This is a genomic window from Melissospora conviva (genome assembly GCF_049523535.1).
GTDB lineage: Bacteria > Actinomycetota > Actinomycetes > Mycobacteriales > Micromonosporaceae > Melissospora > Melissospora conviva.
Genome location: NZ_JBLLDT010000005.1, coordinates 259622 through 285293, shown reverse-complemented (window position 1 = coordinate 285293; position 25672 = coordinate 259622). Strand labels below are relative to the sequence as shown.

18 protein-coding genes and 1 CRISPR repeat array are annotated in these 25672 nt (G+C 69.8%); of the genes, 11 read left to right on the top strand and 7 right to left on the bottom strand.

The window, feature by feature from the left end:
• Nucleotides 1-162 precede the first annotated feature (162 nt).
• Nucleotides 163-1041: a C39 family peptidase gene (locus ACK8GG_RS14590; RefSeq protein WP_440353712.1), complete on the top strand. Its 879-nt coding sequence runs from the start codon at nucleotides 163-165 to the stop codon at nucleotides 1039-1041.
• 154 nt (nucleotides 1042-1195) lie between these two features.
• Here the strand turns inward: ACK8GG_RS14590 and ACK8GG_RS14585 are convergent, their stop codons facing one another.
• From ACK8GG_RS14585 to ACK8GG_RS14570, 4 genes are all read right to left on the bottom strand, one after another.
• Complete coding sequence (locus tag ACK8GG_RS14585) at nucleotides 1196-2908, bottom strand: CDP-glycerol glycerophosphotransferase family protein (RefSeq protein ID WP_440353713.1); 1713 nt, start codon at nucleotides 2906-2908, stop codon at nucleotides 1196-1198.
• Nucleotides 2909-3011: 103 nt separating this feature from the next.
• Nucleotides 3012-4493 (bottom strand): D-ribitol-5-phosphate cytidylyltransferase, encoded by a 1482-nt coding sequence (locus ACK8GG_RS14580; protein ID WP_440353714.1) that lies wholly within the window; start codon nucleotides 4491-4493, stop codon nucleotides 3012-3014.
• A gap of 94 nt (nucleotides 4494-4587) precedes the next feature.
• The gene (locus ACK8GG_RS14575) at nucleotides 4588-5409 is read right to left on the bottom strand and encodes an ABC transporter ATP-binding protein (protein ID WP_440353897.1); all 822 of its coding nucleotides are present in this window, start codon (nucleotides 5407-5409) and stop codon (nucleotides 4588-4590) included.
• A gap of 1 nt (nucleotide 5410) precedes the next feature.
• Nucleotides 5411-6307 carry an ABC transporter permease gene (locus ACK8GG_RS14570; protein ID WP_440353715.1) on the bottom strand — a complete coding sequence of 299 codons (897 nt, stop codon included), beginning with the start codon at nucleotides 6305-6307 and terminating at the stop codon, nucleotides 5411-5413.
• Between the two features lie 152 nt (nucleotides 6308-6459).
• Here ACK8GG_RS14570 and ACK8GG_RS14565 point away from each other — a divergent pair, with 152 nt between their 5' ends.
• From ACK8GG_RS14565 to ACK8GG_RS14535, 7 genes are all read left to right on the top strand, one after another.
• The gene (locus ACK8GG_RS14565) at nucleotides 6460-7131 is read left to right on the top strand and encodes a TetR/AcrR family transcriptional regulator (protein WP_440356553.1); all 672 of its coding nucleotides are present in this window, start codon (nucleotides 6460-6462) and stop codon (nucleotides 7129-7131) included.
• A 55-nt stretch (nucleotides 7132-7186) separates the two neighbouring features.
• Nucleotides 7187-8296: a DegT/DnrJ/EryC1/StrS family aminotransferase gene (locus ACK8GG_RS14560; RefSeq protein ID WP_440353717.1), complete on the top strand. Its 1110-nt coding sequence runs from the start codon at nucleotides 7187-7189 to the stop codon at nucleotides 8294-8296.
• On the top strand, nucleotides 8293-9303 hold the full coding sequence (locus tag ACK8GG_RS14555; RefSeq protein WP_440353718.1) for a Gfo/Idh/MocA family protein: 1011 nt from the start codon (nucleotides 8293-8295) through the stop codon (nucleotides 9301-9303). Before ACK8GG_RS14560 ends, ACK8GG_RS14555 begins: the two co-directional genes overlap by 4 nt.
• A 61-nt stretch (nucleotides 9304-9364) precedes the next feature.
• Nucleotides 9365-10936: a glycosyltransferase gene (locus ACK8GG_RS14550; protein WP_440353898.1), complete on the top strand. Its 1572-nt coding sequence runs from the start codon at nucleotides 9365-9367 to the stop codon at nucleotides 10934-10936.
• A gap of 110 nt (nucleotides 10937-11046) precedes the next feature.
• Entirely contained in the window at nucleotides 11047-12627 is a 1581-nt protein-coding gene (locus tag ACK8GG_RS14545; protein ID WP_440353899.1) for a glycosyltransferase family 4 protein, read from the top strand.
• Nucleotides 12624-14198 (top strand): glycosyltransferase family 2 protein, encoded by a 1575-nt coding sequence (locus ACK8GG_RS14540; RefSeq protein ID WP_440353719.1) that lies wholly within the window; start codon nucleotides 12624-12626, stop codon nucleotides 14196-14198. Before ACK8GG_RS14545 ends, ACK8GG_RS14540 begins: the two co-directional genes overlap by 4 nt.
• 4 nt (nucleotides 14199-14202) lie before the next feature.
• A complete protein-coding gene (locus ACK8GG_RS14535; RefSeq protein ID WP_440356552.1) occupies nucleotides 14203-15486 on the top strand; it encodes a nucleotide sugar dehydrogenase in 1284 nt (427 codons plus the stop codon).
• A gap of 69 nt (nucleotides 15487-15555) precedes the next feature.
• Here the strand turns inward: ACK8GG_RS14535 and ACK8GG_RS14530 are convergent, their stop codons facing one another.
• Nucleotides 15556-16104: an acyltransferase gene (locus tag ACK8GG_RS14530; RefSeq protein ID WP_440353721.1), complete on the bottom strand. Its 549-nt coding sequence runs from the start codon at nucleotides 16102-16104 to the stop codon at nucleotides 15556-15558.
• A gap of 191 nt (nucleotides 16105-16295) precedes the next feature.
• Between ACK8GG_RS14530 and ACK8GG_RS14525 the strand changes: the two genes are divergently transcribed.
• Nucleotides 16296-16646, top strand: a complete 351-nt coding sequence (locus ACK8GG_RS14525; RefSeq protein ID WP_440356551.1) for a hypothetical protein — start codon at nucleotides 16296-16298, stop codon at nucleotides 16644-16646.
• A 33-nt stretch (nucleotides 16647-16679) separates the two neighbouring features.
• Here ACK8GG_RS14525 and yaaA read toward each other — a convergent pair whose 3' ends face one another.
• Both yaaA and ACK8GG_RS14515 read right to left on the bottom strand, forming a co-directional pair.
• Nucleotides 16680-17471, bottom strand: a complete 792-nt coding sequence (gene yaaA / locus ACK8GG_RS14520; RefSeq protein ID WP_440353723.1) for a peroxide stress protein YaaA — start codon at nucleotides 17469-17471, stop codon at nucleotides 16680-16682.
• A gap of 171 nt (nucleotides 17472-17642) precedes the next feature.
• Nucleotides 17643-19256 (bottom strand): glycosyltransferase family 39 protein, encoded by a 1614-nt coding sequence (locus tag ACK8GG_RS14515; RefSeq protein WP_440356550.1) that lies wholly within the window; start codon nucleotides 19254-19256, stop codon nucleotides 17643-17645.
• Between the two features lie 135 nt (nucleotides 19257-19391).
• Between ACK8GG_RS14515 and ACK8GG_RS14510 the strand changes: the two genes are divergently transcribed.
• Nucleotides 19392-20417: an App1 family protein phosphatidate phosphatase gene (locus tag ACK8GG_RS14510; RefSeq protein ID WP_440356549.1), complete on the top strand. Its 1026-nt coding sequence runs from the start codon at nucleotides 19392-19394 to the stop codon at nucleotides 20415-20417.
• A gap of 119 nt (nucleotides 20418-20536) precedes the next feature.
• A CRISPR array of direct repeats spans nucleotides 20537-22515; the repeat unit is 28 nt; unit sequence GGAAGACCCCCGCGCGTGCGGGGACGAG.
• 175 nt (nucleotides 22516-22690) lie between these two features.
• Complete coding sequence (cas3, locus tag ACK8GG_RS14505; RefSeq protein ID WP_440356548.1) at nucleotides 22691-25474, top strand: CRISPR-associated helicase Cas3'; 2784 nt, start codon at nucleotides 22691-22693, stop codon at nucleotides 25472-25474.
• Nucleotides 25475-25672: the final 198 nt, after the last annotated feature.

Below are 25672 nucleotides of genomic sequence, written 5' to 3'. Positions count from 1 at the left end.
GCACTGCGTACCCCGCGCACGCCTGATCGCGCCGGCCCGTCGTGGCCGCCCCGCACGCGTTGCCGGTTCCGAGTGACGACACGACCCCTGAGAAATCGCCGCGCCCCCGCACGCCTGCGACCCCACAGGCGACCGGCGCCCCGAATCCCGCGAAGGATTGTCGTGAACCGCATCAAGAAGAAGGCCGCCGCTCTGGTGGCCCAGCGCCCCTACCATGCCGTCGCCGTCTCCGCCCTGCTGCTGGCCCTGACCTCGTCCTCCGGTTTCCTGGTCACCGAGCGGGCCGCCGGCGGCAGCGCCGAGATGAGCCCCGCGTCCGTCGAGTTCGCCCCGACCGGGCCGGCCTTCCCCGAAGGTGCGGCGGGCGCCGCTCCTGAGGGCTCCGGGCCCGCCGATCCGGACCTGAACCCGTCGACCGAGCCCCAGCCGGCCGAATCCGAGCCGGCCGCGCCGCAGCCGACCGAGCCGCAGCCGGCCGAGGAGGCTCCCGCCGAGGAGGCCCCGGCCGAGCCCGAGCCCGCTCCGGCCCCGCCGGCCGCGATGACGGTCGATTACCAGTACCAGGTCCAGAACAACTACTACTACTGCGGGCCGGCCGCGACGCGGATCGCCCTGACCGCCCGTGGCGCCAACCCCAGCCAGGATGCCGTCGCGAGCAAGCTCGGCACCACCGTCTTCGGCACCAACTCCGCACACGAGACCACCCGCGTGCTCAACGAGATGGCCGGCACCGACTTCTACCAGACCCGCAGCATCCCCGGCCCGCGCGCCACCCCGGCGCAGATGGACCAGCTGCAGGCCGACGTCGTGCACGCCGTCACCAACGGGTACGCCGTTGTCGCCAACATCGCCGGGACCCTGACCGACGTCGACGGCGGCTGGCACTCCTACGACGGCGGCCACTACGTGACCATCGTCGGTTACGCCGACGAGGGCCGCCGGGTGCAGATCGCCGACCCGGCCAACGCCGGTGTCTCCTCGTACTGGATGACCACCATCGACATGGCGAACTGGATCGCCACCCGGGGATACTCGGCCTGATCCAGGACGCCGTCGACATCAGACGGTCAGCGCCACAAAGGCAGCGGTGCGCCCACCTTCTTCCGGTGGGCGCACCGCTGTCGTGTGTCCACCTTGCGGTGGGCGCCGCGTGTGAACGGCGAAGACCGTGGAGCGGGTGGTGCCGCGGAGGTGACTACCGGGCGATCTCGTGTGGCTGCTGCCCGGGTTCGCCATTGGCGCTTCCGGCCCGCGGAGCCGGCGCCTGCCAGGTCACGAAACGGCGGGCCTGCGAGACGAAGACGTCGGCGTAGCTTTCGGCGGGGAAATCACCCAGGTAGCGGCTGCGGGTGCTCCAACGCAGCTCGGCGAGGGGGTCGGTGACCAGCAGATCGTCGAGGACCCGGTCGAGGGTGGTCAGGTCGCGGTGCAGCACGTAACCGGCCCGCGACAGCGGGAACTCCTGTGTGAAGTCCTCCGGTGGCGCCGACATGTTGGTGACGGCGAAGGGCTTGCCGGAGTAGAGGTAGTCCGAGACCACGCCGGAGACGTCGGAGATCAGCGCCTCGGAGCGGTTGACGCACTCCGCCAGGCTCCACGTCCGGGTGGCGGTCGCGCCCCAGGCGTGCTGCCGGCCGCTGCGGTCCCGATCCGCGGCGAGCAGTTCCTCAAGCCGCGCCAGCTGCCGCGCCGACTGCGGGTTCTGCAGCGTGTACGGGTGCGGGCGCAGGATCACCGTGATCTCCCGCGCCAGCAACCGCCGCAACAGCTCTTCGGCGATCGGCAGCGAACAGTAGTCGGCGTCGGCGTTGTGCCCGGTCCAGGTCGGCGTGTACAGCACGGTGGTCACCCGGCCGGGCCGGCGGTGCGCGGGGACCACGGTGATTGACTCCACCTGCGGCCGTCCGACGACGACGAACTTCTCCCGCGGGATCTGCACGCCGTTGCGGGCGTACCGCTCGACGGCCGCCTCACCGGCTACGAAGACCTTGTCGAAGATCGCGGTGAGCGGATTGGCGCTGGGGGTCTTGTCGCTGTCGCCGTGGTGCAGCTGGATGTGGGTCAGCCGGGAGAACCGCAGGCAGTGGCTGTTCTTCGCACCGTGGTTGACGTAGAAGGCGACCCGCAGGCTCGGCACGATCGCCTGGTCCACCGCGCGGACCGTCGGCGAGTGCACCACCGGCGCGGTGGTGGCGGCGGCCAGCGCCGCCAGGTGATCCGCTTCCCGGACCAGGACCATGAACGGCCGGCCGATGCGCTCCAGGTACGGCAGCCACATCGTCGCCTGGTACTCCGAGCCGGCCGGGGCGGAGAAGTAGAGCACGAACTCCGGCTGGTGGCGCTTGAGCGCCGCCACGACAGGGTCCGGCGTGGCCGAGGGGCGCAGCCGGCGCAACACCAGGTCAAGGCCGCTGAGGCCGACGGCGGCAGCGATCAGCAGCGTCAGCAGCAGGGCCCACCAGGCGGCAAGTGGCACCAGGGCGCAGAGGGCGATTCCGGTCAGCAGCACCGCGACGGCGTGGCTGAACCGGGAGGTGACGAACGGGTTGCGGGTGGGCAGTTCGAGGTTGACCGCCCGCAGTTCGAAGGAGCGGGCCCGCCGCAGCGGCGCGTCGAGCAGCAGCAGCGCCAGCGCGACCGGTGCGGTGGCGAGCAGCGCCGGGTCGGCGCCGCCGCCGAGCTGCCGGTGGTAGGCGACGAGGATGCCGGCGAGCAGGAGCACGAACTCGGCCGTCACCTCGGCGTCGGGGCGCACGCGCCGCTCCAGCACCGCCGCGGCCACCGCGGCCAGGCTCAGCAGCAGCCCGGGCCAGGTGGCGGTGGTCAGCGCCAGCAGCAGAAAGGCCAGGACCGCCAAGCCCACGGTCAGGCACCGTGCGGTCAGCTTTCTGACGAGGTCACCACGCATCTAGATCTGCTCCCGCATGTCCCGGCCGGCACACAGTCCTGCACGGCAGGATGCACCGCCACCCTACTCGCCGGTGGCGGTGCATCGCGCCTGGCTCAACGGCTCACCCGCCGGTGGTGGTCACCGTCGCGTCGGTGGATTCCCGGGGCGCGGGTGCTCCCGGCGCCCGGCGTACGTCGATGACCTGACCGGTCAGGTGCGAGATCAGCACGTCCAGCGAGGCCCGGGCCACGGCCTCGGCGGCGAGCAGGGTGTGCTCGGGCTCCTGACCGAAGGCCTGGGTCCGCATCGGCGTGGCGGTCCGCTCCGGGTTGATGCAGTTGACCCGCACCTCGGTCTCGGCCCACTCGTCGGCCAGCGCCTGCGTCAGATTGACCAGCGCCGCCTTGGTGGAGGAGTAGAGCGCGTAGCCGCCCCGTCCGCGGGTGTACGAGCTGGAGGTGTAGAGCAGCAGCTGGCCCTTGGTCTGCTGCAGGTACGGCAGCGACTTGCGGGCGGCGGTGACCGGTCCCATGAAGTTGACGTGCAGGAGCCGGTCGATGGTCGCCTCGTCCATCTCGGCCAGGGCGCCCTTCTCCAGGATGCCGGCGGTGACCACGACGTGGTCGATGCGGCCGGTGGCCTCGAAGGCGGCCTTGAGCGCAGCCTCGACATCCTCCGGGCGCTCGACGTGGGTGCCGGTGGTGGAGCGGCTGAAGGCGAAGACGCGTGCGCCGTAGCCCTCGGCGAGCTGGGCCAGCTCCTGTCCGATGCCGTAGCTGCCGCCGAAGATCACCAGGGTCCGGCCGGTGAGTTCCTCGGCGTAGGCCTTGTCGCTGGTCACCCGGGGGGCCTGGGCGGCGGCGAGCTGGAAGAGCTTGTCGGCGAGGTGCACGTCGACCGGGTGGGTGACCTTGATGTTCTCGTCCGAGCCGGCGATCACCTTGATCGACACGCCGGGGAGGTACTTGAGCACCACGCCGCAGTCGTCGGTGGCGGCGAAGTCGGGGTCGTTCTCGGCCTTCTGGTACGCCGCCCGGATGGTGGTGGAGCGGAAGGCCTGGGGGGTCTGGCCGCGGCGCAGCAGGGCGCGGACCGGGATGTCGGTGATGCAGTCGTCGGCGTCGACCTGGACGATGGTGTCGGCCGAGGGGATGCAGACGTCGACCGCCTCGTACGTCCAGAGCGCGTTGACGCACTCCCGCACGATGCGGCCGTTGACCAGGGGCCGTACGGCGTCGTGGAAGAGGACGTTGCAGTCCTCGGTGCCGATGGCGTCCAGGGCGACGCGGGTGGTGGCGTTGCGGGTGTCCCCGCCCTCGACGACCTTGGTGACCTTGCGGAAGCCGGCCTTGTCGACGATCGCCTGCGCCTCGGGGACGTGCCCCTGGGCCATCAGCACGATGATCTCGTCGATCTCCGGCGCCGCCTCGAAGACCGCGATGGTGTGTTCGATGATCGGCTTACCGGCGATCTTCAGCAGCTGCTTGGGGATGCCCAGCCCGAGCCGGGTGCCGGTCCCGCCGGCCAGCACCACGGCGACCGTACGGTTGGGGCGCCACGGGGTGGTCTCCGTCGCGGCGTCAGGGGCGGGTTGCTGAGTCATTGCCGGTCCTTTGCAAGGGTCACGTGGGGTGAGCGGGGGCGACTGGCTCCTGGAAACGGTAGCGCGGGCCACCCTCGGGTGGACCCGGCCGCCGCTACTGACCGACGAAGTCCTCGTAGGCGGGGAGGACCTCGTCGGTCGGCCCGTCCATCTGGATCACGCCGGATTCCAGCCAGATGGTCCGTTCGCAGGTCTCCCGGATGCTGCTGAGCTGGTGGCTGACGAGGAAGACCGTGCCGGCGCCGTCGCGCAGTTCCTTGACTCGCCGCTGGCTGCGCTTGCGGAAGGGCTTGTCGCCGGTAGCGAGCGCCTCGTCGATGAGCAGGACGTCGTGCCGCTTCGCCGCGGCGATGGAGAAGCGCAGCCGGGCCGACATGCCGGAGGAGTAGGTCCGCATCGGCAGGCTGGCGAAGTCTCCGCGCCGGTTGATGCCGGAGAACTCGATGATCTCCGGGGTCAACCGCTGTACCTCGTCGGGGTGCATGCCCATGGCCAGACAGCCGAGCACGACGTTGCGCTCGCCGGAGAGGTCCTTGAGCAGCGCGGCGTTGACGCCGAGCAGCGAGGGCTGGCCCTGGGTGTAGATGGCGCCCCGGTCGACCGGGAGGAGTCCGGCGATGGCCCGCAGCAGGGTCGACTTGCCGGAGCCGTTGGTGCCGATGAGCCCGATCGCCTCACCGCGGTAGGCGGTGAAGGTGACGCCCTTGACGGCGTGGATCTCCCGGATGTTCGGCGAGGAGGTGCGCTTGACCAGGCGCCGCAGCGACGCGGCCGGGCCGCCGCCGGGGGAGGCCCCGCGGTGGATCCGGTAGGTGACGTGGGCCTGGTCGGCGATGACGGTGGGGATGCGGCCTTGGCCCGTGCCGGCGCCGGCCGGTGCCGTCAGCGAGGTCGCGCCGTTGAGGCCCGAGTACATGTCAGCCACGGCCGTACTCCTTTTCGCCACGCCAGAAGAAGATGAAGCCGCCGATGCCCATGACGAGCGCCCAGCCGACGCCGAGCAGCCAGAGCTCCACCGGGGAGGAGGCAAGCGGCGCCGATTCCATCAGCGAGTAGCGGCCCAGCTCGATGTAGACCAGCAGCGGGTTGAACTCGAGGATCTGTGCCGCCCAGCCGGGCAGGTGCGCCCGGAAGAGGTCGACGCTGTAGAGCACGCCGGAGGCGTACATCCAGGCCCGCATCACGAAGGGCATGACCTGCTTGAGGTCGGTGCTGCGCGCGCCGAGCCGCGCCAGCAGCATCGTCAGCCCGGCGTTGAAGACGGCCAGCAGCGCAAGGATCGGCACGATCAGCAGCCACTTGAGGGTCAGCGGCTCACCGGAGATGAGCACGATGGCGCCGAGCACCACCATGGCGGTGAGGGCGTTCTGCAACTGGGTGAAGGTGTGCGCCAGGGGCAGGCAGGCGCGGGGGAAGTGCATCGCCCGGATCAGCCCCAGGTTGCTGGTGATCGAGGTGGTGCCGGCCAGCGCCGAGCCTGAGGTGAAGCTGAACAGGAACAGCCCGGTACAGAGGTACGGGATGAAGTTCTCCACGCCACGGGTCTGCTGCAGGATCAGGCCGAAGATCAGGTAGTAGACCGCCGCGTTGGAGAGCGGTGTCAGCACCTGCCAGAGCTGGCCGAGCTGGGTCTTGCTGAACGAGGAAGTCACCCGGGCGGTGGAGTACGCCAGGATGAAGTGACGGTAGGACCAGAGGGTGCGGGTGTACGTCGCCAGCGAGGGACGCGCTCCGGCGGCCCCGAGACCGTACCGAGCGGCGAGCTGAGCCTGGGTTGATCCAGATTCGGCGCCGGCCACCGTCGTGTGGGCCATGGATTCAGGCGCTCCGATCTTTTTGCCGAGCGGGGGTGCGGCGACGGATTCACGGGGTTTTGTGGGGCCGCGGCAGCGTTCGTCGCAGCCTGGACCGTAGTGTAAAACACGTCGCAACGCAACCGTAGCGTCGTTACGGTACATTCTCCCATGTGACGGATAAGAGGCGAGTGCCGGCCGGTGCCGCGGTGCTCCGGGGAGAGATCACCCGGTCGATCCGCCGCGCCCTGATGCAGGAGCTCGCCGAGGTCGGTTACGGCCGGCTTTCGCTGGAGGCGGTGGCGCGCCGGGCCGGTGTCAGCAAGACCGCCATCTACCGGCGCTGGCGCTCCAAGCCGGAGCTGGTGCTGGAGGTCGTGGGCGGGGTGGCTCGCAAGAAGCTGCCGCTGCCGGACACCGGGAGTCTCCGCGGTGACCTGGAGCTGCTCTTGCAGGTGATGGCCGCGGCGCTGCAGCATCCGCTGGCGTCACAGATCATCCCGGACCTGCTCGCCGAGGCGGCCCGCAACCCCGCCATAGCGGACATGTTGCAGCAGACCCTGAGGGCGTACCAGGCGAGCATCGGCGACCTCCTGATCGGCCGCGCGCAGACGCGCGGTGAGGTGCCGGAGAGCATAGATCATCAATTCGCCACCGATCTCATCGTGGGCCCCCTCTACTGGCGGTTGATGATCGCCCGTGTGCCACTGAACGCCGACGATGTCTCGCACCTCGCCGCGACCGCTGTGCTCGCGCTGAGCCAGGGCGTGCCGGCAGAGGTTCCGGTCACCGGCGTGACAGTGGAAGCCGATGCACTCGCGCTGACGCCGAACGAAGCCGTTTGACGACCACCGGCTAGCATCGCCACCGCCAATGCTTGTTGTTGACAGGAGGAAGCCCATGTCTGGGCTTGAGGCAGAATTCATCCCCCCGGCTCGCCCGATCATCGGCGAGGCGGAGATCGAAGCCGCAGTGCGGGTGCTGCGCAGCGGCCGGGTGGTCCAAGGCCCGGAGGTCGCGGGCTTCGAGGAGGATTTCGGCTCCCTGGTCGACGGCCGGCACTGCATCGCGGTGAACTCGGGCACCTCGGCACTGCAGCTGACGCTGATGGCGCTCGGCTTCGGCCCCGGTGACGAGGTCATCGTCCCCTCGTTCTCCTTCGCCGCGAGCGGCAACGCGATCCGCCTCGTCGGTGCGGAACCGGTCTTTGTCGACATCGAGCCGGACACGTTCTGCGTCGACCCGGAGGCGGTCGCCGCGGCGATCACCCCGCGCACCGTCGCGATCATGCCGGTGCACCTGTACGGCCACCCGGCCGCGATGGACCGGATCATGGAGATCGCCCAGCGGCACAGCCTCGCTGTCGTGGAGGACGCCGCCCAGGCCCACGGCGCGGCGCTCAACGACCGTCCCGTCGGCGCCTTCGGCACGGCCGGCTGCTTCAGCTTCTATCCGACCAAGAACATGCACTCCCTCGAGGGCGGCATGATCACCACCGCCGACGCCGCGCTGGCCCGCACCCTGCGCCTGCTGCGCAACCAGGGCATGGAGCAGCGGTACGCCAACGAGATCGTCGGCGCAAACATGCGTATGACGGACGTCGCCGCCGCCATCGGGCGGGTACAGCTGCGGCAGCTGCCGGAGTGGACGGAGCGGCGCCGCGCCAACGCGAAGTTCCTCGACGCCGGAATCAACACCATGGTGACCCCGCCGGTGGCCCCTGCCGCGCACCACGTCTACCACCAGTACACCGTCCGGGTCCAGGGCAACCGCGATGCCGCCCAGCAGCGCCTGACCGAACTCGGGATCGGCAACGCCGTCTACTACCCGACGCCGATCCACCGCCTCAAGCCGTATCTGGACGTCGACGGCAAGCCGGGGCCGTGGGACCTGCCGGAGACCGAACGCGCCGCGGCCGAGGTGGTCTCGCTGCCGGTGCACCCGTCGCTGACCCAGGCCGACCTGGACCGCATCGTCGAGGGCGCCAACCTGGCGGGAGTCGCCCGATGAGCGCGCCGCGGAACCTGCGTGCCGGCCTGATCGGCCTGGGCGCGATGGGGCGTAACCACGCACGCGTCCTCGCCGGACTCGACGGGGTTGACCTGGTCGGAATCGTCGACCCGGCCGGCGACACCACCGGCACCCTGCGGGCCCCGGTCGTCCCGGAGCTGACCGACCTGTTGGCGCTCGGGATCGACTACGCCGTCGTGGCCTGCCCAACCGGACTGCATGAGCAGATCGGTCTTGAGCTGGCAGCCAACGGGGTCAGCGCCCTGATCGAAAAGCCGCTAGCTCCGTCGGTGGAGGCGGCGCACCGACTGGTCGAGGCCTTCGAGTCGCGGGGCCTGGTCGCCGGCGTCGGTCACATCGAGCGCTACAACCCCGCGCTGCAGAGCCTGCGCTCCCGGCTGGCCGCCGGCGAACTGGGCGAGGTCTTCCAGGTGGTAACCCGCCGTCAGGGCCCGTTCCCGCACCGCATCGCCGACGTCGGAGTGGTGATGGACCTCGCCACCCACGACATCGACCTCACCGCCTGGGTCACCGGCCAGGAGTACACCTCCGTGGCGGCGCACACCGTCTCCCGCAGCGGGCGTCCTCACGAGGACATGGTCGCCGTCGTCGGGAAGCTCGCCGACGGCACGATGGTCAACCACCTGGTGAACTGGCTGAGCCCGCTCAAGGAACGGACCACGGTGGTCACCGGGGACCGGGGCTGCTTCGTGGCCAACACCCTCACCGCCGACCTGACCTTCTACGCCAACGCCGCCATCGACACCGAGTGGGAGGCGCTGCGTAACTTCCGCGGCGTGGCCGAGGGCGACATGATCCGGTACGCGATCCCGAAGCGGGAACCGCTGCTGGTCGAACACGAGCGCTTCCGCGACGCGGTCGAGGGCAAGGAGAGCGACATCGTCACTCTCCGGCAGGGACTGCGGACTGTCGAGGCGGCGGGAGCCGTGCTGGAATCGGCAGCGCGTGGCGAAGCTGTAGCGATCCCCCTCCCGTCGTCCGACTGACGCCGGATGGCCCGTGGGCGCTAGCCTCGTCTCCTCGACTCGGACAGGACGGCCTGTGAACGTGACCAGTGGTGCTGATGTCGATGGAACCCGGCGTCGTGGCCGGGTGGTTTTCCTCGTGGACAACTCCACTGAGGGCGATTCGCGGACGGCGAAGACCGTAGGCTCCATGATCGCGGCGGGATGGGAAGTCCTTGTCCTTGGGCGCTCCAAGGACAAGGAAGAGCGGACCGATGAGTGCGAGGGCGCGGTCGTGCGCCTGTTGCCGGTGTCGACCCCCCTGCACCGCGCGCATCACGACCTGCAAAAGTTTCACATCCGGTGGCCGTTGGCCTACTCCAGCGTGGCGATCAGGAACAATCGGCGTATCTGGCTGCAGGCCCGCCGCAAGGACCTGGAAGCTCGCCGGATCGCGGCCGCCTCGGGCAGTGCTGTCGCCCGGATGCATGTAATGGTCGTGGCGGCGCGGCTACGGCTCGCAGGGCGTTGGCTGAGGATTCGCAGCCAGCAGACGGATGCGGCGAAAGAGGGCCGGCGGGTCCTCGACGGCCGTCTCGACAAGGTGTCGCTGCGTTTATGGCAGATGCTCGCCGGGGACCGCTGCTGGCGTCGGCTGGAGCCGATTCTCTTCGACTACGAGATGGCGTTCGGAAGCAAGATCGACGAGTTGCGTCCGGACATTATCCACGCCAACGATTTCCGCATGCTCGGTGTGGGTGCGCGGGCTGTGCTGCGGGCGCGCAAGCGAGGGCAGCGGATGAAACTCGTCTGGGAGGCCCGGGAGTATCTGCCAGGGCTGAAGCCCCGCTCCGGCGACGTGCACTGGCTGCCGGCGAACATGGCACACGAGCGGGAGTACGCCCGGTTCGCCGACGCGGTGGTCACCGTGTCGGGAACGCTTGCCGAGTTGCTCCGCACCGAGAACCGTCTCGCGGTGGAACCGGCCGTCGTGCTCAATGCGCCGGAGCTGCGTGCGCCGGCCGGGCTGCCGCAAGGCTCGTCGACCGACATCCGGACCGAATGCGGTGTGGGACCCGAGGTGCCCCTGCTGGTCTACAGCGGTGCCCTCGCCGAGCAACGGGGCATCGCCACGATGATCGAGGGACTGCCTGCCCTCGATGGGGTCCATGTCGCCATCGTCGCGCTGAGCGCCGAGAACGCGTACCTCAAAGCCCAGTTGACGCGGGCCGCCAAGCTCGGCGTGAGCGACCGGGTCCACGTGGTCTCCTACGTGCCGCACTGGCAGGTCGTCGATTTCCTGCGGACCGCCGACATCGGAGTGATTCCGATTCACCGCTGGAAGAACCACGAGATCTCGTTGATCACGAAGTTCTTCGAGTACTCGCACGCACGGCTGCCCATCGTGGTCAGCGACGTGAAGACCATGGCCGAGGCCGCGCGGGCGACCGGCCAGGGCGAGGTTTTCCGCGCGCAGGATGTCGGCGACTACGTCCGTGCCGTGCAGACCGTCCTGGCCGACCCGGGGCGATACCGTGCGGCCTACACCGTTCCCGGACTGCTGGAGAAGCAGACCTGGCAGTACCAGGCTCAGGTGCTGGACGAGATTTACAGTGGTCTGGTGTCCGGGTCGAACCATCCGGCTGTTCCTGAGAAGCCTTTGCCGGCGGTATGACCCCGACCGGTCCGGTATTCCTCTTTCCCCCTCCGTGTATGAATTGAAGGACCCCCATGATGGACTCTGACGATTTGCCTTCGACCGACGGATACCGCGGCCGCATCGTCATGCTGGTCGACAACGCGGTCAACGGGGACTCGCGTGTGCAGAAGATCGCTCGCTCTGCGGCGGATGCTGGTTGGCACGTAACTCTCCTCGGCCGTTCGCCGGATCGTCACTCGCACGAGTGGATGCTCGGTGCTGCGCAAGTTCGGCTGCTGCCCCTCGCGTCGCTCCTCGGCACCCGGCGGCACCAGTTTCGCCGCGCCTGGCTGCGGGGTCCCCTGGGCTATCCCCCGAACGGAGTGGGGGAGGTCCGCACCCAGCAGATGAAGGGGTGGCAGGCCGACCTCGCAGCACGCAGGGCGGAGCTGAAGCTCGAGATGCTTGCCGGCACCGCATCCTTCCTTGACCGCAAGCGCCTCGGCGCCGAGACACGGCTGTCGAACACGGCGCAGCGGTGGGTGCAGTTCCGACGTAAGCAGGCGAGCCGGGCAGAGAAGGCCCGCAAACGCCTCGACGGGCCATGGGACCGGTTCTACACCTGGTTCTGGGCGAAAGTGATGGGTGACCGGGCATGGCGCCGCCTCGAGCCGGCGCTGTGGGACTGGGAACTCGCGTTCGGCAAGACGATCGACAAGCTCAAGCCGGACCTGATTCACGCCCATGACTTCCGGATGATCGGTGTGGGCGCCCGGGCGGCGCTACGGGCCCGGGGCGCGGGCCGCGACGTCAAGCTGATCTGGGACGCCCACGAGTTCCTGCCCGGGATCCGGCCCCGCCGCGACGACGAGCGATGGATGCCCGCACACGTCGCCCACGAGCGGGAGTACGCCCGGTACGCTGACGCGGTGATCACCGTTTCCAGCGGGCTGGCGGATCTGCTCCAGGAGACCCACCGACTCCCTGAGATTCCGTCGGTGATCCTCAACGCGCCCAGCAAGCTCGACAGTCGCACGCAGACGGGTGTCTCGCTGCCTAACGTCCGTGATCTCTGTGCTGTCGATCCGGCGACTCCCTTATTGGTCTACAGCGGAGCCGCGGCACCGCAACGTGGCCTCGCCACCATCGTGGAGGCTTTGCCGCAACTGCCCACGGCACACGCAGCGTTCATCGTGAACGCGCCGGATGGGTCCTACCTCCGGGGCCTTGTCAAGCGCGCGGCCGAACTCGGTGTACAGGACCGTCTGCACGTACTCCCGTACGTGGAGCACTGGCAGGTGGTGTCCTTCCTGTCGGCCGCCGATGTCGGGATCATCCCCATCCACCACTGGCCCAACCACGAGATCGCCCTCATCACGAAGTTCTTCGAGTACTCCCACGCGCGGCTGCCCATCGTGGTCAGTGACATGCGCACAATGTCGGAGATGGTGCGTCATACGGGGCAAGGCGAGATCTTCAAGGCAGAGGACGTGCAGGACCTGGTGCGCGCTGTCGCCGCGGTCCTCGCCGACCCGCAGCGCTACCGCGCGGCCTATGAGACGCCCGGCCTCCTCGACAGCTGGACATGGGAGGCTCAGGCGGAGATTCTGGACGGCCTCTACACCAAGCTGCTGCCCGGCCGGCCACCCCGTCGAAACCCGGAAGAGGTGTCGGTGGCGCAGCGCGAACTGGTCGCATCGGAGCGAACCGGCGGAGCTCTGGAGTGACTGTCGTCCCCGACGTCAGCGTCGTCGTCGCCGTCTACAACACGATGCCGTACCTGACCGAGTGCTTGAACTCCCTGGTCAAGCAGAGTATCGGGCAGGACCGGCTGCAGGTGGTGGCGGTCGACGACGGCTCCACCGACGGCAGCGGCGCCGAGCTTGACCGGTTCGCCGCCCTCTACCCGCAGACCTTCACGGTCGTGCACCAGCCCAACTCCGGTGGGCCGGCGGCACCGAGCAACCGCGGCCTGGAGCACGCCACCGGCCGGTACGTCTTCTTCATCGGCTCCGACGACTACCTGGGCACCGAGGCGTTGGAGCGGCTCGTGGACGCCGCCGACCAGTGGAAGTCCGACGTCGTCGCCGGCCGGATGGTCGGGGTCAACGGCCGTTACGTACCTACGGAGGTCTTCCAGACCACTCAGCAGGACGTCGATCTCTTCGACAGCGCCCTGCCCTGGGCGGTGTCGAACACGAAGCTGTTCCGCCGGGAGCTGATCGAGCGCCACCGGCTGCGCTTCCCCGAGGACATGCGGATGGGCAGCGACCAGCCCTTCACCATCGAGGCGTGCCTGCAGGCACGCCGCATTTCGGTGCTGGCCGACTACGACTACTACTACGCGGTCAAGCGTGACGACGCGCAGAACATCACCTACCGCACCAACTGGCAGGAGCGGCTGCGCTGCGCGCAGCGGCTGGTGGAGTACGTCGTCACCCGCCTCGACCCCGGCGTGCGGCGCGACGCGCTTCTGCGGCGGCACTTCGGCTCCGAGGTCGACAAGCTGCTGCGCAAGGGCTTCCTCGAACTCGACGAGGCCGCGCAGAAGCAGATCCACACGGCGGTGCGGGAGCTAACCGTCCGGTACCTCGGTGACCGGCTGGAAGCACAGCTGCCGGTCGGCACACGACAGCGGCTTGCCGTTGCCCGCCACGGCGAGTTGAACGACCTGCGCAAGCTGCTGCGCGAGCTCGCCGAGCCCGGCGGCCCGCGGGTGATCGTCGACAACGGCCGCTGGTACCGGCTGCTGCCCGGCTTCCGGGACAGCCGGTTCGGGCTGCCGGACAGCTGCTACGACATCAGCGACAAGGTCGCCGGCTGGATCCGGAAGTTCACCGCCAGCGCGGTGACGTGGCGCACCTCCGACGACGGCAACCTGGTCCTCTCGATCAACGCGCGCAATCCCTGGCGGCACCTGGCATCCGCCGGAACCGATGCGGTCTGGATCAGTGCCGGCGATGCCACCGCGACCGTGCGGATGGTCCTCGACGAGGTGGCAGGCACGGTGGCGTTCGCCGACTTCCCCGTCAGCGCGCTCATCGAGGCTGCTCCGAGCGGCCGAAAGCAGTTGACCGTCCGGTTGCACACGATCGTCGGCGGCGAAGAATCGGCCGGTTTCCTCAAACTGAAGGGCCGGCTGGCTGCCCCTCGGCGGGTCGTCCGCCACGGCAACCGCATTTACCTGATCACCCCGTACACGAACAACAAGGCACGGCTGGTGATCTCCGTCACCGGGATCACGCCGCGTCGACTGGTAGGCCGGCTTCGCCGCCTGCTGCCCAGTGGAGGAAAGTAGACCCATGAACATCTGTGTCGTCGCGTTGGGCAAGATCGGGCTGCCCCTGGCTGTGCAGTTCGCGTCGAAGGGCCACCGGGTCATCGGTGCCGACGTCTCCGAACGGGTGGTGCAGCTCGTCAACGACGGAGCAGTGCCGTTCCCCGGTGAGGCCGACCTAGACGTCAAGCTCAAGGAGGCCGTCACCGCCGGTCTGCTCACCGCGACCACCGACACCGCGGCGGCGGTGGCGCAGTCCGAGGCGGTCGTCGTGGTCGTCCCGCTTTTCGTCGACGCCGAGGGCGTGCCGGACTTTGGCTGGATGGATGCGGCCACCCAGGCCATCGCCGCGGGCCTGAAGCCGGGGACGCTGGTCAGCTACGAGACGACCCTGCCGGTCGGCACCACCCGCAACCGCTGGGCGCCGATGCTGGAGCAGGGCTCCGGGCTGACCGTCGGCACCGACTTCTCCCTCGTCTTCAGTCCGGAGCGGGTGCTCACCGGCCGGGTCTTCGCCGACCTGCGCCGCTACCCCAAGCTGGTCGGCGGCGTCGACGACGCCTCCGCCGCGCACGGCGTGCGGTTCTACGAGGCGGTGCTCGACTTCGACGAGCGGCCCGACCTCGACCGGCCCAACGGCGTCTGGGACCTCGGCTCCACCGAGGCCAGCGAACTCGCCAAGCTCGCCGAGACCACCTACCGGGACGTCAACATCGGCCTGGCGAACCAGTTCGCCCGCTTCGCCGACACCGTCGGCGTCGACGTCACCAAGGTCATCGAGGCCTGCAACACCCAGCCGTACAGCCACATCCACTCGCCCGGCATCGCCGTCGGCGGGCACTGCATTCCGATCTACCCGCGGATGTACCTCTGGAACGACCCGGCCGCCACCGTGGTCCGCTCCGCCCGCGAGGCGAACGCGGCCATGCCCGACTACGCCGTCGACCTGCTCGCCGCCGCGTACGGCGACCTGACCGGCGCGCACGTGCTGGTGCTCGGCGCCGCCTACCGCGGGGGAGTCAAGGAGACCGCCTTCTCCGGGGTCTTCCCGACCGTCGAGGCGCTGCGCGCCCGGGGTGCCACGCCGTACGTGTCGGACCCGATGTACACCGCCGAAGAGCTCGCCGCGCACGGCCTGCCGCCGCACGAGGGACAGCCGGTCACCGCCGCTGTGGTCCAGGCCGACCACAGCGAGTACAAGAGCCTGACCCCGGCCGACCTGCCCGGCGTGCGGGTGCTGGTCGACGGCCGCCGGGTCACCGACCCGCAGCGTTGGACCGGCGTACGCCGCGTCGTCATCGGCGGCTGACCGACAGCTGCACGGCGAAGGCCCCGGACGGCTCGTACCGTCCGGGGCCTTCGCCGTGTCCGGCGCGGGTCAGTCCTGGTCCAGGCCCGCCGGCGGGTTTTCCGGGTCACGGGAGACAACCTCGCCCTTGGCGTTCACCCAGCCCTTGGGCCGGGCCGGGTTGCCGGCGACGAGCTGGTACGGCGCCACGTCCCGGGTGACCACGGAACCGGCGGCGATCATCGCGTACGAGCCGACCTCGATGCCGCAGACCAGGGTGGCGTTCGCGCCGATCGACGCGCCCTTGCGCACCAGCGTCGGGGTGATCTCCCAGTCGGGGTTCTGGGCGCGGGGCCGGAAGTCGTTGGTGAAGACCGCGCAGGGGCCGACGAACACTTCGTCCTCGATCGTCACGCCCTGGTAGACCGAGACGTTGTTCTGCACCTTGACCCGGTCGCCGATGACGACGTTGGCGTCGACGTAGACGTTGCGCCCGATGACGCAGCCGACGCCGAGCTGCGCGCTGGAGCGGATGTGGGCCAGATGCCAGACCTTCGTGCCGTCGCCGATGCGGGCGCCCTCCTCCACGTCGGCGGTGGGGTGCACGAAGACCGGGGGCGTGGGGGTGTCGTCACTCATCTGTTCAACTCGCAAGGATCGGCGCGGGCTTGACAGCGCCACGCGGGGCCGGGGCGGTGCCAGCATACGACCCACCCCTGGGTACGCCCGGCAGCCGCCGCCCGGCGTACCTGCGCGCCCCGGCCGGTTCGCGCCGCGCAGGGCCGACGGTGATTCGCGCGTACCGCCGGCACCGGCAGTGCGGTACGGGCATGCTCGACAGGGCAGACGCGTACGGCGGAAGGGACACGATGGCGGGCTACGACACGGACTGGTCCGATGACCAGCAGGGCGTCTACGACGACTGTTACCGGGCGGGGCAGCAGTGGGCGGTCGACAACGACGCCGACCCGGAGGAGGTCCGGCGCATGGTCGAGCTGGCCAACGCCGCCCCGGACACCCTCGACAACAGCGAACTCGACATCGCGCCCCTGTCCGACGCGGTCGCGGAGGTGACCGGGGAGGTCGTGACGACGGTGACCGCCGACGCGAGCGACCCGGCGTTCCGGGGCTTCGTCGACGGTGTCCGCGACGCAGCCGAGGATGACGTCTTCGGCGCCTGAACCCGGCGCGACCGGCGGCCGGTGCCGCGCACTTCAGATCTCGGTGACGATCACGTCCAGCAGCAACGGCCGGCCGGCGACCGGTGCCGGCTCCTCCACCACGTAACCGAGGTCGCGCAGCGCCGTCACCAGCTCGCCGACGCTCGACGGCTGGACCTCGGCGGCGAGCAGGTCACGCACCAGCCGCCCCTTGGTCGCCTTGTTGAAGTGGCTCACGACGCTGCGGGTGGCCGTGCCGTCGACCATCCGCTCGTGCAGCACCCGCACGCTCGCCGTACGGCCGGCGACCTCACCGGTCGGGCGCCAGGTCGCCCCGTACGCCGCCGAGCGCAGATCCAGCACCGGCTCGTCGCCGGCGACGCGTGCCAGTTCGGCGGCGAGCGCCTTGCGCCAGTACGCGGTCAGCCCGCCCAGGCCGGGCAGGCGTACGCCGATCGCGCAGCGGTAGGCGGGGATCCGGTCGGTCAGCCGGACCATGCCCCAGAGCCCGGAGCCGACCAGCACCGACTCGTCCGCGAGCTTGCGGGCGCCGACCTCGAGTGAGGCCAGGTCCAGCGCCTCGTAGAGCACCCCGGTGTAGATCTCGCTCGCGGCACCGGTCGGGGCGGTGCGCAGCCCGGCGTTGCGGGTCACCTCGCCGCCCTGGCCGGGGGTGAGGCCGAGCACCTGCCGGGCCCGGTCGGGGTCGTCGCCGCAGAGGGTCACGAGGGTGTCGAGCACCCGTTCGCGCGCCGGGTTCAACGCCGGCAGGGAGAGCTGCTCCCAGTCCAGTGGCGCTTCGGTGCCGGCGGTCTTGCCCTCGGACGGTGGCAACAGGATGAGCATGGTGCGGGGGTACTCCTTGCGGTGTGGCCAGGGGAGCGCGACGGTGCGACCCGGGGCCAGGGTACGTCGCGCCCGGGCCGGCCCCGCTGCTCAGGGCGGCATACCCGGACCCGCATCACCAGCTCCGGTCAGGGCCCCGGGCACCCGGTCCTGCGGTGGATCAGGGCCCGGTCACCGCGGCCGCAGCTCCTGCTCCGGCTGGTACAGCCGGTACCGGCCGATCTCGGTGACGGTGGCGTCGAGGTCTCCGTCGTCGAGCAGCCGGCGGAAGCCCTCCTCGAATATCGTCCCGGACTGGAAGACGAAGGCCGGGCTCGGTTCCCGGTCGACCTGTTCGCGGTACGGCGGGTAGCGGTCCAGTCCGCGGCCCACGGTCTCGCCGATGACGGCGCAGAGCACGTTCTCGTTGGTGTTGAAGACCAGCCGGTTGCAGATCCAGTACTCGCTGTAGACGTGGTGTACGCCCAGCTCCTGGAGTCGCTCGCCGAGCAGGCGGGCCTGCGTCTCCTCCTGCTGGAGCTTGTCGAGGTCGCGGACAAACATGCCGGTGGAGATCACCGAGAGGAGCACGATCACGCCGACCACGTTGTTGGCGAGGTTGCCGACGATCCGGTGGTTGGTGTCCAACATCCCCCACGAATGTCGTCCGGCCGCATAGAGGGGCCAGAGGACGGCGGGCAGCGAGATCTGCAGCACCGACAGGTACCGGGCGTTGGCGAGCGGCTCGGTGGCGGTGGTGGGGTTGCGCAGGTAGGCGTAGAGGGTCAGCGCGGCGGCGGCGAGCAGGGCGAGCTGGGTGACGGCGCGGATGCGCCCGTCGCGGTCGCGCCGGTCCCGGCGCAGCGCGTGTACGGCCAGCGCGGCGGCCACCACCAGCAACGCGAGGTAGAGGTAGGTGAACCACTGGTGCAGACCGGTGCAGCCGCTGCTCGGGCAGAGTCCGGTGGCCAGCGGGACGCTCTCCACCAGTCCGTCCCAGCGCTGTCGCAGCGGCGCCGTGAGACCGCCGGAGTCGGCCAGCCCCCACAGCACCGTCCAGGAGTCCTCCCCGGGGCCGGCCCGCAGGTTGTAGATGATCACCGGTAGACCGCCGAGGACGAGACCGCCGGTGAGCGCCGCGCCCGCACGGCCCCACAGCTCCCGGCCGCTCGCGACCAGCAGCACCACCGCCGCCGCGGCCAGGTAGGGCAGCACCAGCCAGTCCGACCAGAGCGCCAAGCCGGCCAGCAACCCGACCATCCCGTACGCGGGCAGCCGATGCCGGACGGTCCCACTGGCCAGCGCGAGCGTGAGCAGCAGGACGAGGACGACCGCTACCTTGTTCTCGGCGCGGCCGCCGACGGCGGTGATCTGGTCACGCACCACCCGCTCGGAGCCGAGCGAGAGGAGCCCGATGACGATCGCGGCGAAGACGGGGGAGTAGAGGCGACGGACCAGGTGGTACATCGCGAAGAGGAAGAGCGCGTAGAGGACCAGCAGCGGGATGCGCAGCGCCACCCAGCTCGGCCCGAAGACGGCGAAGAGCGGAGCGGCCAGGTACGACTCCAGCACCCCCATGTAGTGCTGGCCGTAGAGGAAGATCGGCGTGTGGCGGCCCTCGGCGATGTGCTTGGCCGCCAGCCCGAAGGTCGCCTCGTCGCTGTTGGAGCCGGGCACCCCCATCAGGATCAGCGCCAGCCGGTACAGCACCCCCAGGGCGCCGAACAGCAGGGCTGCCAGCGCGGGCAGGTGCGACCGGATCTTCGTCATGCTCCGCTGCACGGGTTCGGCCAGCGAGACAGACACGAGCACCCCTCGTCCTTTTGCTCCCCGGGTGAGCGTGCCACGGCACCCGCAGGTCAGGACGCGAAACGGTGAACACCGGCGAAACCTGATGATCGCCGGGGTGCCGCGCCGCAGGGGGTGTGGCAGGCTGATTTCGTGCCCACCCCGGATGCTCCCCGCCTGCACCGCGCCGCCCGGATCGAGGACGCCGCGCAGGAGTTCTTTCTGCGCAAGCTCGGTCGCCGGCCGCGGCGGCCGGCGATCGTCCCCTACGCCGGGTACGGCGCTCCCGGCTGGGCGCGGGTGATGGGACGGGTGCTGCTGACCCGCGCCGACGGCGACGCCGACCGCCGGCCACAGAAGCTGCGCGGCTGGCGCAGCTTCGCCACCCTGCCGGCCAAGGGCGTGCCCGTCACCGTCGAAGCCGGCGACGTGAGCACCGAGGTGCAGACCGACCGCAGCGGTCTGATCGACACCGTGGTCAAGGCCGACTTGAACCCGGGCTGGTGCCGGATCCGGCTCAGCGCACCCGACGCCGAGCCGGTCGAGGCCCCGATCCGGGTGATCGACCCGGCGGCCCGCTTCGGCATCATCTCCGACATCGACGACACGGTCATGGTCACCGCGCTGCCCCGGCCGCTGCTGGCCGGCTGGAACACCTTCGTCCTCGACGAACACGCCCGCGCGGCCGTACCCGGGATGGCGGTCCTCTACGAGCGGATCACCAACGCCCGGCCCGGCTCACCGGTGCTCTACCTCTCCACCGGCGCCTGGAACGTCGCCCCGGCGCTGACGCGGTTCCTGTCCCGCAACCTCTACCCGGCCGGTCCGCTGCTGCTCACCGACTGGGGACCCACCCAGGACCGCTGGTTCCGCAGCGGACGCGAGCACAAGCGGGCGACCCTGGAGCGGCTGGCGGGGGAGTTCCCCGACATGCGCTGGCTGCTGGTCGGCGACGACGGCCAGCACGACCAGGAGATCTACCGAGAGTTCCTGCACCGGCACCCGGAGAACGTCGCCGGCGTGGCGATCCGGCGGCTCTCGCCGACCCAGGCGGTCCTCGCCGGAAACTTGCCGCACGCCGCCGACGAGAGGCCGTCGGGGTCGGAGGGGAGCCGGTGGATCTGCGCGCCGGATGGCGCACAGCTCTGGAAGGAACTCCGCGAGGCGTCCATCGTCTGAATTCGGGCGGTCGCCCCGGTGAAGCGTGTTCTGTCCCGATAACCAAGGGCTGATGCGGAGGATTCCCCGCGCGGTGCGGGTACGAGGAGGACTCTAGGGACTTCGATGGACCCCCGGATGGAAGACCCCCGCGAGTGCGGGGACGAGCCGGACGCGCCCATCGTGACTGTGTTGCGCTGGGGAAGACCCCCGCGCGTGCGGGGACGAGTACACGCGCTGCCACCCGTACAGGACGGGCCCGGGAAGACCCCCGCGCGTGCGGGTACGAGAACACCGTCACCAGGACCGTCACCAGCAAGGAAGGAAGACCCCCGCGCGTGCGGTGACGAGGACGAACACGCATGACGGTTCCTTCCGGCGAGAGGAAGACCCCCGCGCGTGCGGGGACGAGGGCGGCTACGTGGGCGCGACGTACGTCCCGAAGGGAAGACCCCCGCGCGTGCGGGGAGAGCGGCCGGGCGCCGCCGGCGACGAGGCCTGGTTCGGAAGACCCCCGCGCGTGCGGGGACGAGGACGAGCTGCGATCTGGCCCCGATCGGTGACGAGGAAGACCCCCGCGCGTGCGGGGACGAGGGTTGGGACCCCGGACAGCGCGTCCTGATCATCGGAAGACCCCCGCGCGTGCGGGGACGAGTCCGGCCGCTCGCCCGCACCATCGCGCCCGTGAGGAAGACCCCCGCGCGTGCGGGGACGAGCAGGCTGCGGCGCCGGCGAGGGGGTAGAGCAGGGGAAGACCCCCGCGCGTGCGGGGACGAGGCGTCCGGAACGCCGATGACCCAGCCGATGCCCGGAAGACCCCCGCGCGTGCGGGGACGAGAAGGTCCGGCAGCGCAAGACCGGGAAGGCGGCGGGAAGACCCCCGCGCGTGCGGGGACGAGCTACGAGGGCAGCATCGCTGAGCGGGCGATCGCGGAAGACCCCCGCGCGTGCGGGGACGAGGCCGTGGGGGAGCTGTACGCCGAAGACGACCCGGGAAGACCCCCGCGCGTGCGGGGACGAGGTGTAGGGGGCCCGATGGACCCCCATACCAACCGGAAGACCCCCGCGCGTGCGGGGACGAGCAACGCCCTGTTCGCGACCGGCCGGTAGTGGCCGGAAGACCCCCGCGCGTGCGGGGACGAGCACCGTGTGGATCAGCGCCGGCGCCAACTCAGGGGAAGACCCCCGCGCGTGCGGGGACGAGGGCCCGCTCGGCCTCGTCGACGCCGGGCGCCTCGGAAGACCCCCGCGCGTGCGGGAACGAGCCGCACCTTGCCCAGATACTCCTGCCAACGCCGGGAAGACCCCCGCGCGTGCGGGGACGAGGTTTCGTTGCTGCGTCCCGCGTATGCCCCGTGGGGAAGACCCCCGCGCGTGCGGGGACGAGCGGGGCGCTCGGTGGCGCGACCGGTGGTGGTGGGGAAGACCCCCGCGCGTGCGGGGACGAGGGCCGGTACCGGCCCGACGCGGTCTCGTACCGCGGAAGACCCCCGCGCGTGCGGGGACGAGGTCACCGCGGGCCATCTCGGCCGCGACGTTGAGGGAAGACCCCCGCGCGTGCGGGGACGAGGCACTCTGGACGCAGGACGCCAGTCCGGCGGGCGGAAGACCCCCGCGCGTGCGGGGACGAGTTGGCGGGGTGGGTGACCGCTACGTCGAGCTGGGGAAGACCCCCGCGCGTGCGGGGACGAGCAAATCCGGGGGTCCATCGGACCCCCTAGACCCGGAAGACCCCCGCGCGTGCGGGGACGAGGTGTCTCGTGGGTTGAAGCTGCTGGCGATGGAGGGAAGACCCCCGCGCGTGCGGGGACGAGTAGGCCGGCGTCGACGTCGACACCAGAGAACGCGGAAGACCCCCGCGCGTGCGGGGACGAGCACTTCCAGTTGATCGAGCCCATCGCGGACTCCGGAAGACCCCCGCGCGTGCGGGGACGAGATCAGCGGCCCGTCTTCGAGGGCCCCGTGCTGGGGAAGACCCCCGCGCGTGCGGGGACGAGTGCGTCCGAAGCGCCTGTATGTGGTGGCCGGCAGGAAGACCCCCGCGCGTGCGGGGACGAGCGCGGATCGGCTCGTCTCGGCGCAGCTCAAGGCGGAAGACCCCCGCGCGTGCGGGGACGAGGCTTTCCCACCTGGGCTTTTGTGGGCTACTCGGCCTCCGCAGCATCACTCGCCAAGGCCCAAGATCGCCTAGCTGCATAGCTTGCCATGCTCGCCGGGTCCTCCTTCTGTCGGTCACCCGACTTGCCGGACATGAGCTGCCTTCAATGTCGGTGGGTCTCCCTATAGTGCTCCGCATGTCCCCGATGCCACCATCCCCGCTATCCGTCCTATGGGGAAAATCGGACGCCGGTGGTAGCCCCAATTTGCTGCTTCAGCACCTCTTCGACACCGCTGCGGTAGCAGAGTTGATCTGGGAGCACTACCTTTCGCCGGGCACTCGACGGTGGCTTGATGCGTGCTCCGCTGCGAGAGGCAAGCACCTCTACGCTCTGCTGGCGGGCCTTCACGACGTCGGCAAGGCATCACCGGCCTTCCAGGCGAAGGTTCCAGATCTCGCGCGCCGCGTCCAGGATGCAGGGCTGTCCTGGAAAAGGCTGGACAAGGACTCCGCCGCTTGGCATCACACGGGTGCCGGAGCGGTGATTCTTCGAACGGTCCTACCGCAGCACAACTGGACACCTCAGTCGGTCGACTGGGTCTGGCCGTTGATCGCCGGCCACCACGGGCTGGTCCCCGAAGCTGAAAAGCTGCTCGTCGCACGCCGCTTGGGCAATGCGCAGGGGCGAGGTCAGGAATGGGTGGCCGCGCAGCGGGACCTGGTTGAGGCCGTGGCTGATGCGCTCGGAGTGGATCTAACCGATATCGGGTCCTTGCTCTTGCCGTCGCGCGGCAGGCAGCTCGAACTCTCCGGCTTGATCATCATGGCCGACTGGATAGCCAGCAGCGACCACTTCCCCGGTATCGATGCCTTTTCGCAAGTCTCCATGGACGGCGCGCGGCAAAGAGCAGACGAGGCATGGAGGGCGCTGCAGCTACGAGGCGGTTGGGGTGACGCACCGTACGCGCCGGCTCTCGACCTGATCGCTAGCCGCTTCGGGCGTACGGCGCGGCCCCTGCAGACGGCAGGTATCCACCTTGCGGAGCAGATGACCGGCCCTGGGCTGACGATCGTCGAAGCACCGATGGGGGAGGGAAAGACCGAACTGGCACTGGCTGCGGCCGAGGTGCTCGGTCGACGGTTTGGACGCGATGGAGTCTTCGTCGGCATGCCGACCCAAGCCACCAGTGACCCCATGTTCGGTCGGGTGCTGGACTGGGCGCGTGAGCTCGACAGTGCCGTGCCGGTCGGGTTGCTCCACGGCAAGCGCATGTTCAACGCGCAGTGGAACGACCTTCAACAACGCGTGCACTTCGCAGGCGTAGACGAGTTCGGCTGCGACGACGGGTACGGCCTCGTGGATGCCGGACGGTGGGAGCGACCCGAACAGGCGCCGGCCGAGTGGTTCCTCGGAGCAAAACGCGGCATGCTCATGCCGGTCGTCGTCGGGACCATCGACCAACTGCTGCACGCCGCCACCCGAACCAAGCACGTGATGCTGCGTCACGCCGGCCTCGCCGGTCGAGTCGTCATCCTCGACGAGATCCACGCCTACGACACCTATATGTCGCAGTTCCTGTTGGAAGCACTGCGCTGGCTGGGCGATGCCGAGGTGCCGGTGATCCTCCTGTCGGCCACGTTGCCGCCTGAGCAACGGGAAAGCCTGATCCGGGCGTACGTCCAGGGAGCGACACGTCGCCGGACGCCGGAACTGCCGCAATCTGCGAGCGAGGCTCGTTACCCCTTGATTACCGCGGTCAGCGTCGCGGACGGGGCGGCCCGACGGGAGGCACGCACAGCGCAGCCGTGGCGGCCCTCGGTGCCGGTGGCGGTTGATGTGCTCGATGAGGAGCCAACCGATGACCCGGAGCGGCTCATCGATCTACTCGACGAACGGCTGCGTGACGGCGGATGTGCGCTGGTCATCAGGAACACGGTGGGCCGAGCGCAAAAGACCTACCAGGCACTCGCCGATCGGTGGGGCACAGATGAGGTTCTGCTGCTTCATGCCCGCTTGACCGTCGCGGAACGAGCCGCCCGGACAGAGCGCGCCCTCGACCTTCTTGGCCCGCCCAAGGACTCTGTCGCCAGACCACACCGGCTCATCGTCGTGGCCACTCAGCTCGCCGAACAGTCGTTCGACGTAGACGCCGACTTGTTGGTGACTGACCTCGCACCCATCGATCTGCTCCTGCAACGGGTGGGACGTCTCCACCGCCACGACCGGCCTGTGTCTCAACGCCCAGAGAGGCTTCGGTCCGCGCAGGTTGTCGTCACTGGCATCAAGCGCCAACCACACGCTCCACCCGCTTTCCCTCGTGGCAGCGAGTACGTCTACGGGCGGTATCTGTTGCTACGAACCGCCGCGCTCGTCGTCGAAGCAGCGGACAAGGATGGTTGGTCGGTCCCGCTGGATGTACCCGCACTGGTCAGCCAGGGCTACAGCGTTGAGACCGCCGTTCCCATTGAGTGGAGCGACGCCCTCCAGGTGGCGGAACAAGCTTGGACCTCGGCGGAAGCAGCGCGCCGCGCCAAAGCCAAGGCTTTTCTGCTTTCCGGCGAAGAGCAGCTTGGCACCCCCACGCTCGCCGGACTGCACGCGCGAGCAACAGGAGAGTTGCAGGATGACGACGCGGTGGCGGCGGTTGTTCGCGACGGTCCAGAGTCGCTCGAAGTGGTGGTCGTCCGGAGAACCGCCGGCCGCTACCTGACCCTCGGCGGCCGTAGTCTCGGCCCAAACGGCGACGCCAGCGACAACCAGCTCGCTGAAGAGGTGATCGGTTCGACGGTTCGGCTTCCCGGCCGACCCGAGATCACGGCCGCGGCGAAGGCCACGCTCACGCCACTACCCGGCTGGTACGGCAACCCCTGGTTGCAGCGCGCCCGTGCTCTCGTCCTGGACGACACCTCGTCCGCAGTCCTCGCCGGCACGCGGCTCACCTACGACAAGCAGCTCGGACTTCTCACGGAGCAAGCATGACACCTGTAGAACCGTTACCCCCCGCGTTGGCGGGGACACCGCGCCGCTCGCACACAGGTGCGGATTACCCCGGCGTTGCCAGGCCCATGAGGATGGTGGCGCTCCTGCACCTTACCGCAAGCGAAGCTCAGCAGATCCGCGCGAAGCGCGAGCACATAGGTGGTTCGTTGCATCTTGCGCCCTAGGTTGATAGCTTCG

Bases quoted from the DNA above. Each gene is read 5' to 3' on its own strand.
- ACK8GG_RS14585 (WP_440353713.1), bottom strand. From the start codon at position 2,908: ATGCGTGGTGACCTCGTCAGAAAGCTGACCGCACGGTGCCTGACCGTG.
- ACK8GG_RS14580 (WP_440353714.1), bottom strand. From the start codon at position 4,493: ATGACTCAGCAACCCGCCCCTGACGCCGCGACGGAGACCACCCCGTGG.
- ACK8GG_RS14575 (WP_440353897.1), bottom strand. From the start codon at position 5,409: ATGTACTCGGGCCTCAACGGCGCGACCTCGCTGACGGCACCGGCCGGC.
- ACK8GG_RS14570 (WP_440353715.1), bottom strand. From the start codon at position 6,307: ATGGCCCACACGACGGTGGCCGGCGCCGAATCTGGATCAACCCAGGCT.
- ACK8GG_RS14560 (WP_440353717.1), top strand. From the start codon at position 7,187: ATGTCTGGGCTTGAGGCAGAATTCATCCCCCCGGCTCGCCCGATCATC.
- ACK8GG_RS14555 (WP_440353718.1), top strand. From the start codon at position 8,293: ATGAGCGCGCCGCGGAACCTGCGTGCCGGCCTGATCGGCCTGGGCGCG.
- ACK8GG_RS14545 (WP_440353899.1), top strand. From the start codon at position 11,047: ATGCTGGTCGACAACGCGGTCAACGGGGACTCGCGTGTGCAGAAGATC.
- ACK8GG_RS14535 (WP_440356552.1), top strand. From the start codon at position 14,203: ATGAACATCTGTGTCGTCGCGTTGGGCAAGATCGGGCTGCCCCTGGCT.
- ACK8GG_RS14530 (WP_440353721.1), bottom strand. From the start codon at position 16,104: ATGAGTGACGACACCCCCACGCCCCCGGTCTTCGTGCACCCCACCGCC.
- ACK8GG_RS14525 (WP_440356551.1), top strand. From the start codon at position 16,296: ATGCTCGACAGGGCAGACGCGTACGGCGGAAGGGACACGATGGCGGGC.
- yaaA (WP_440353723.1), bottom strand. From the start codon at position 17,471: ATGCTCATCCTGTTGCCACCGTCCGAGGGCAAGACCGCCGGCACCGAA.
- cas3 (WP_440356548.1), top strand. From the start codon at position 22,691: ATGTCCCCGATGCCACCATCCCCGCTATCCGTCCTATGGGGAAAATCG.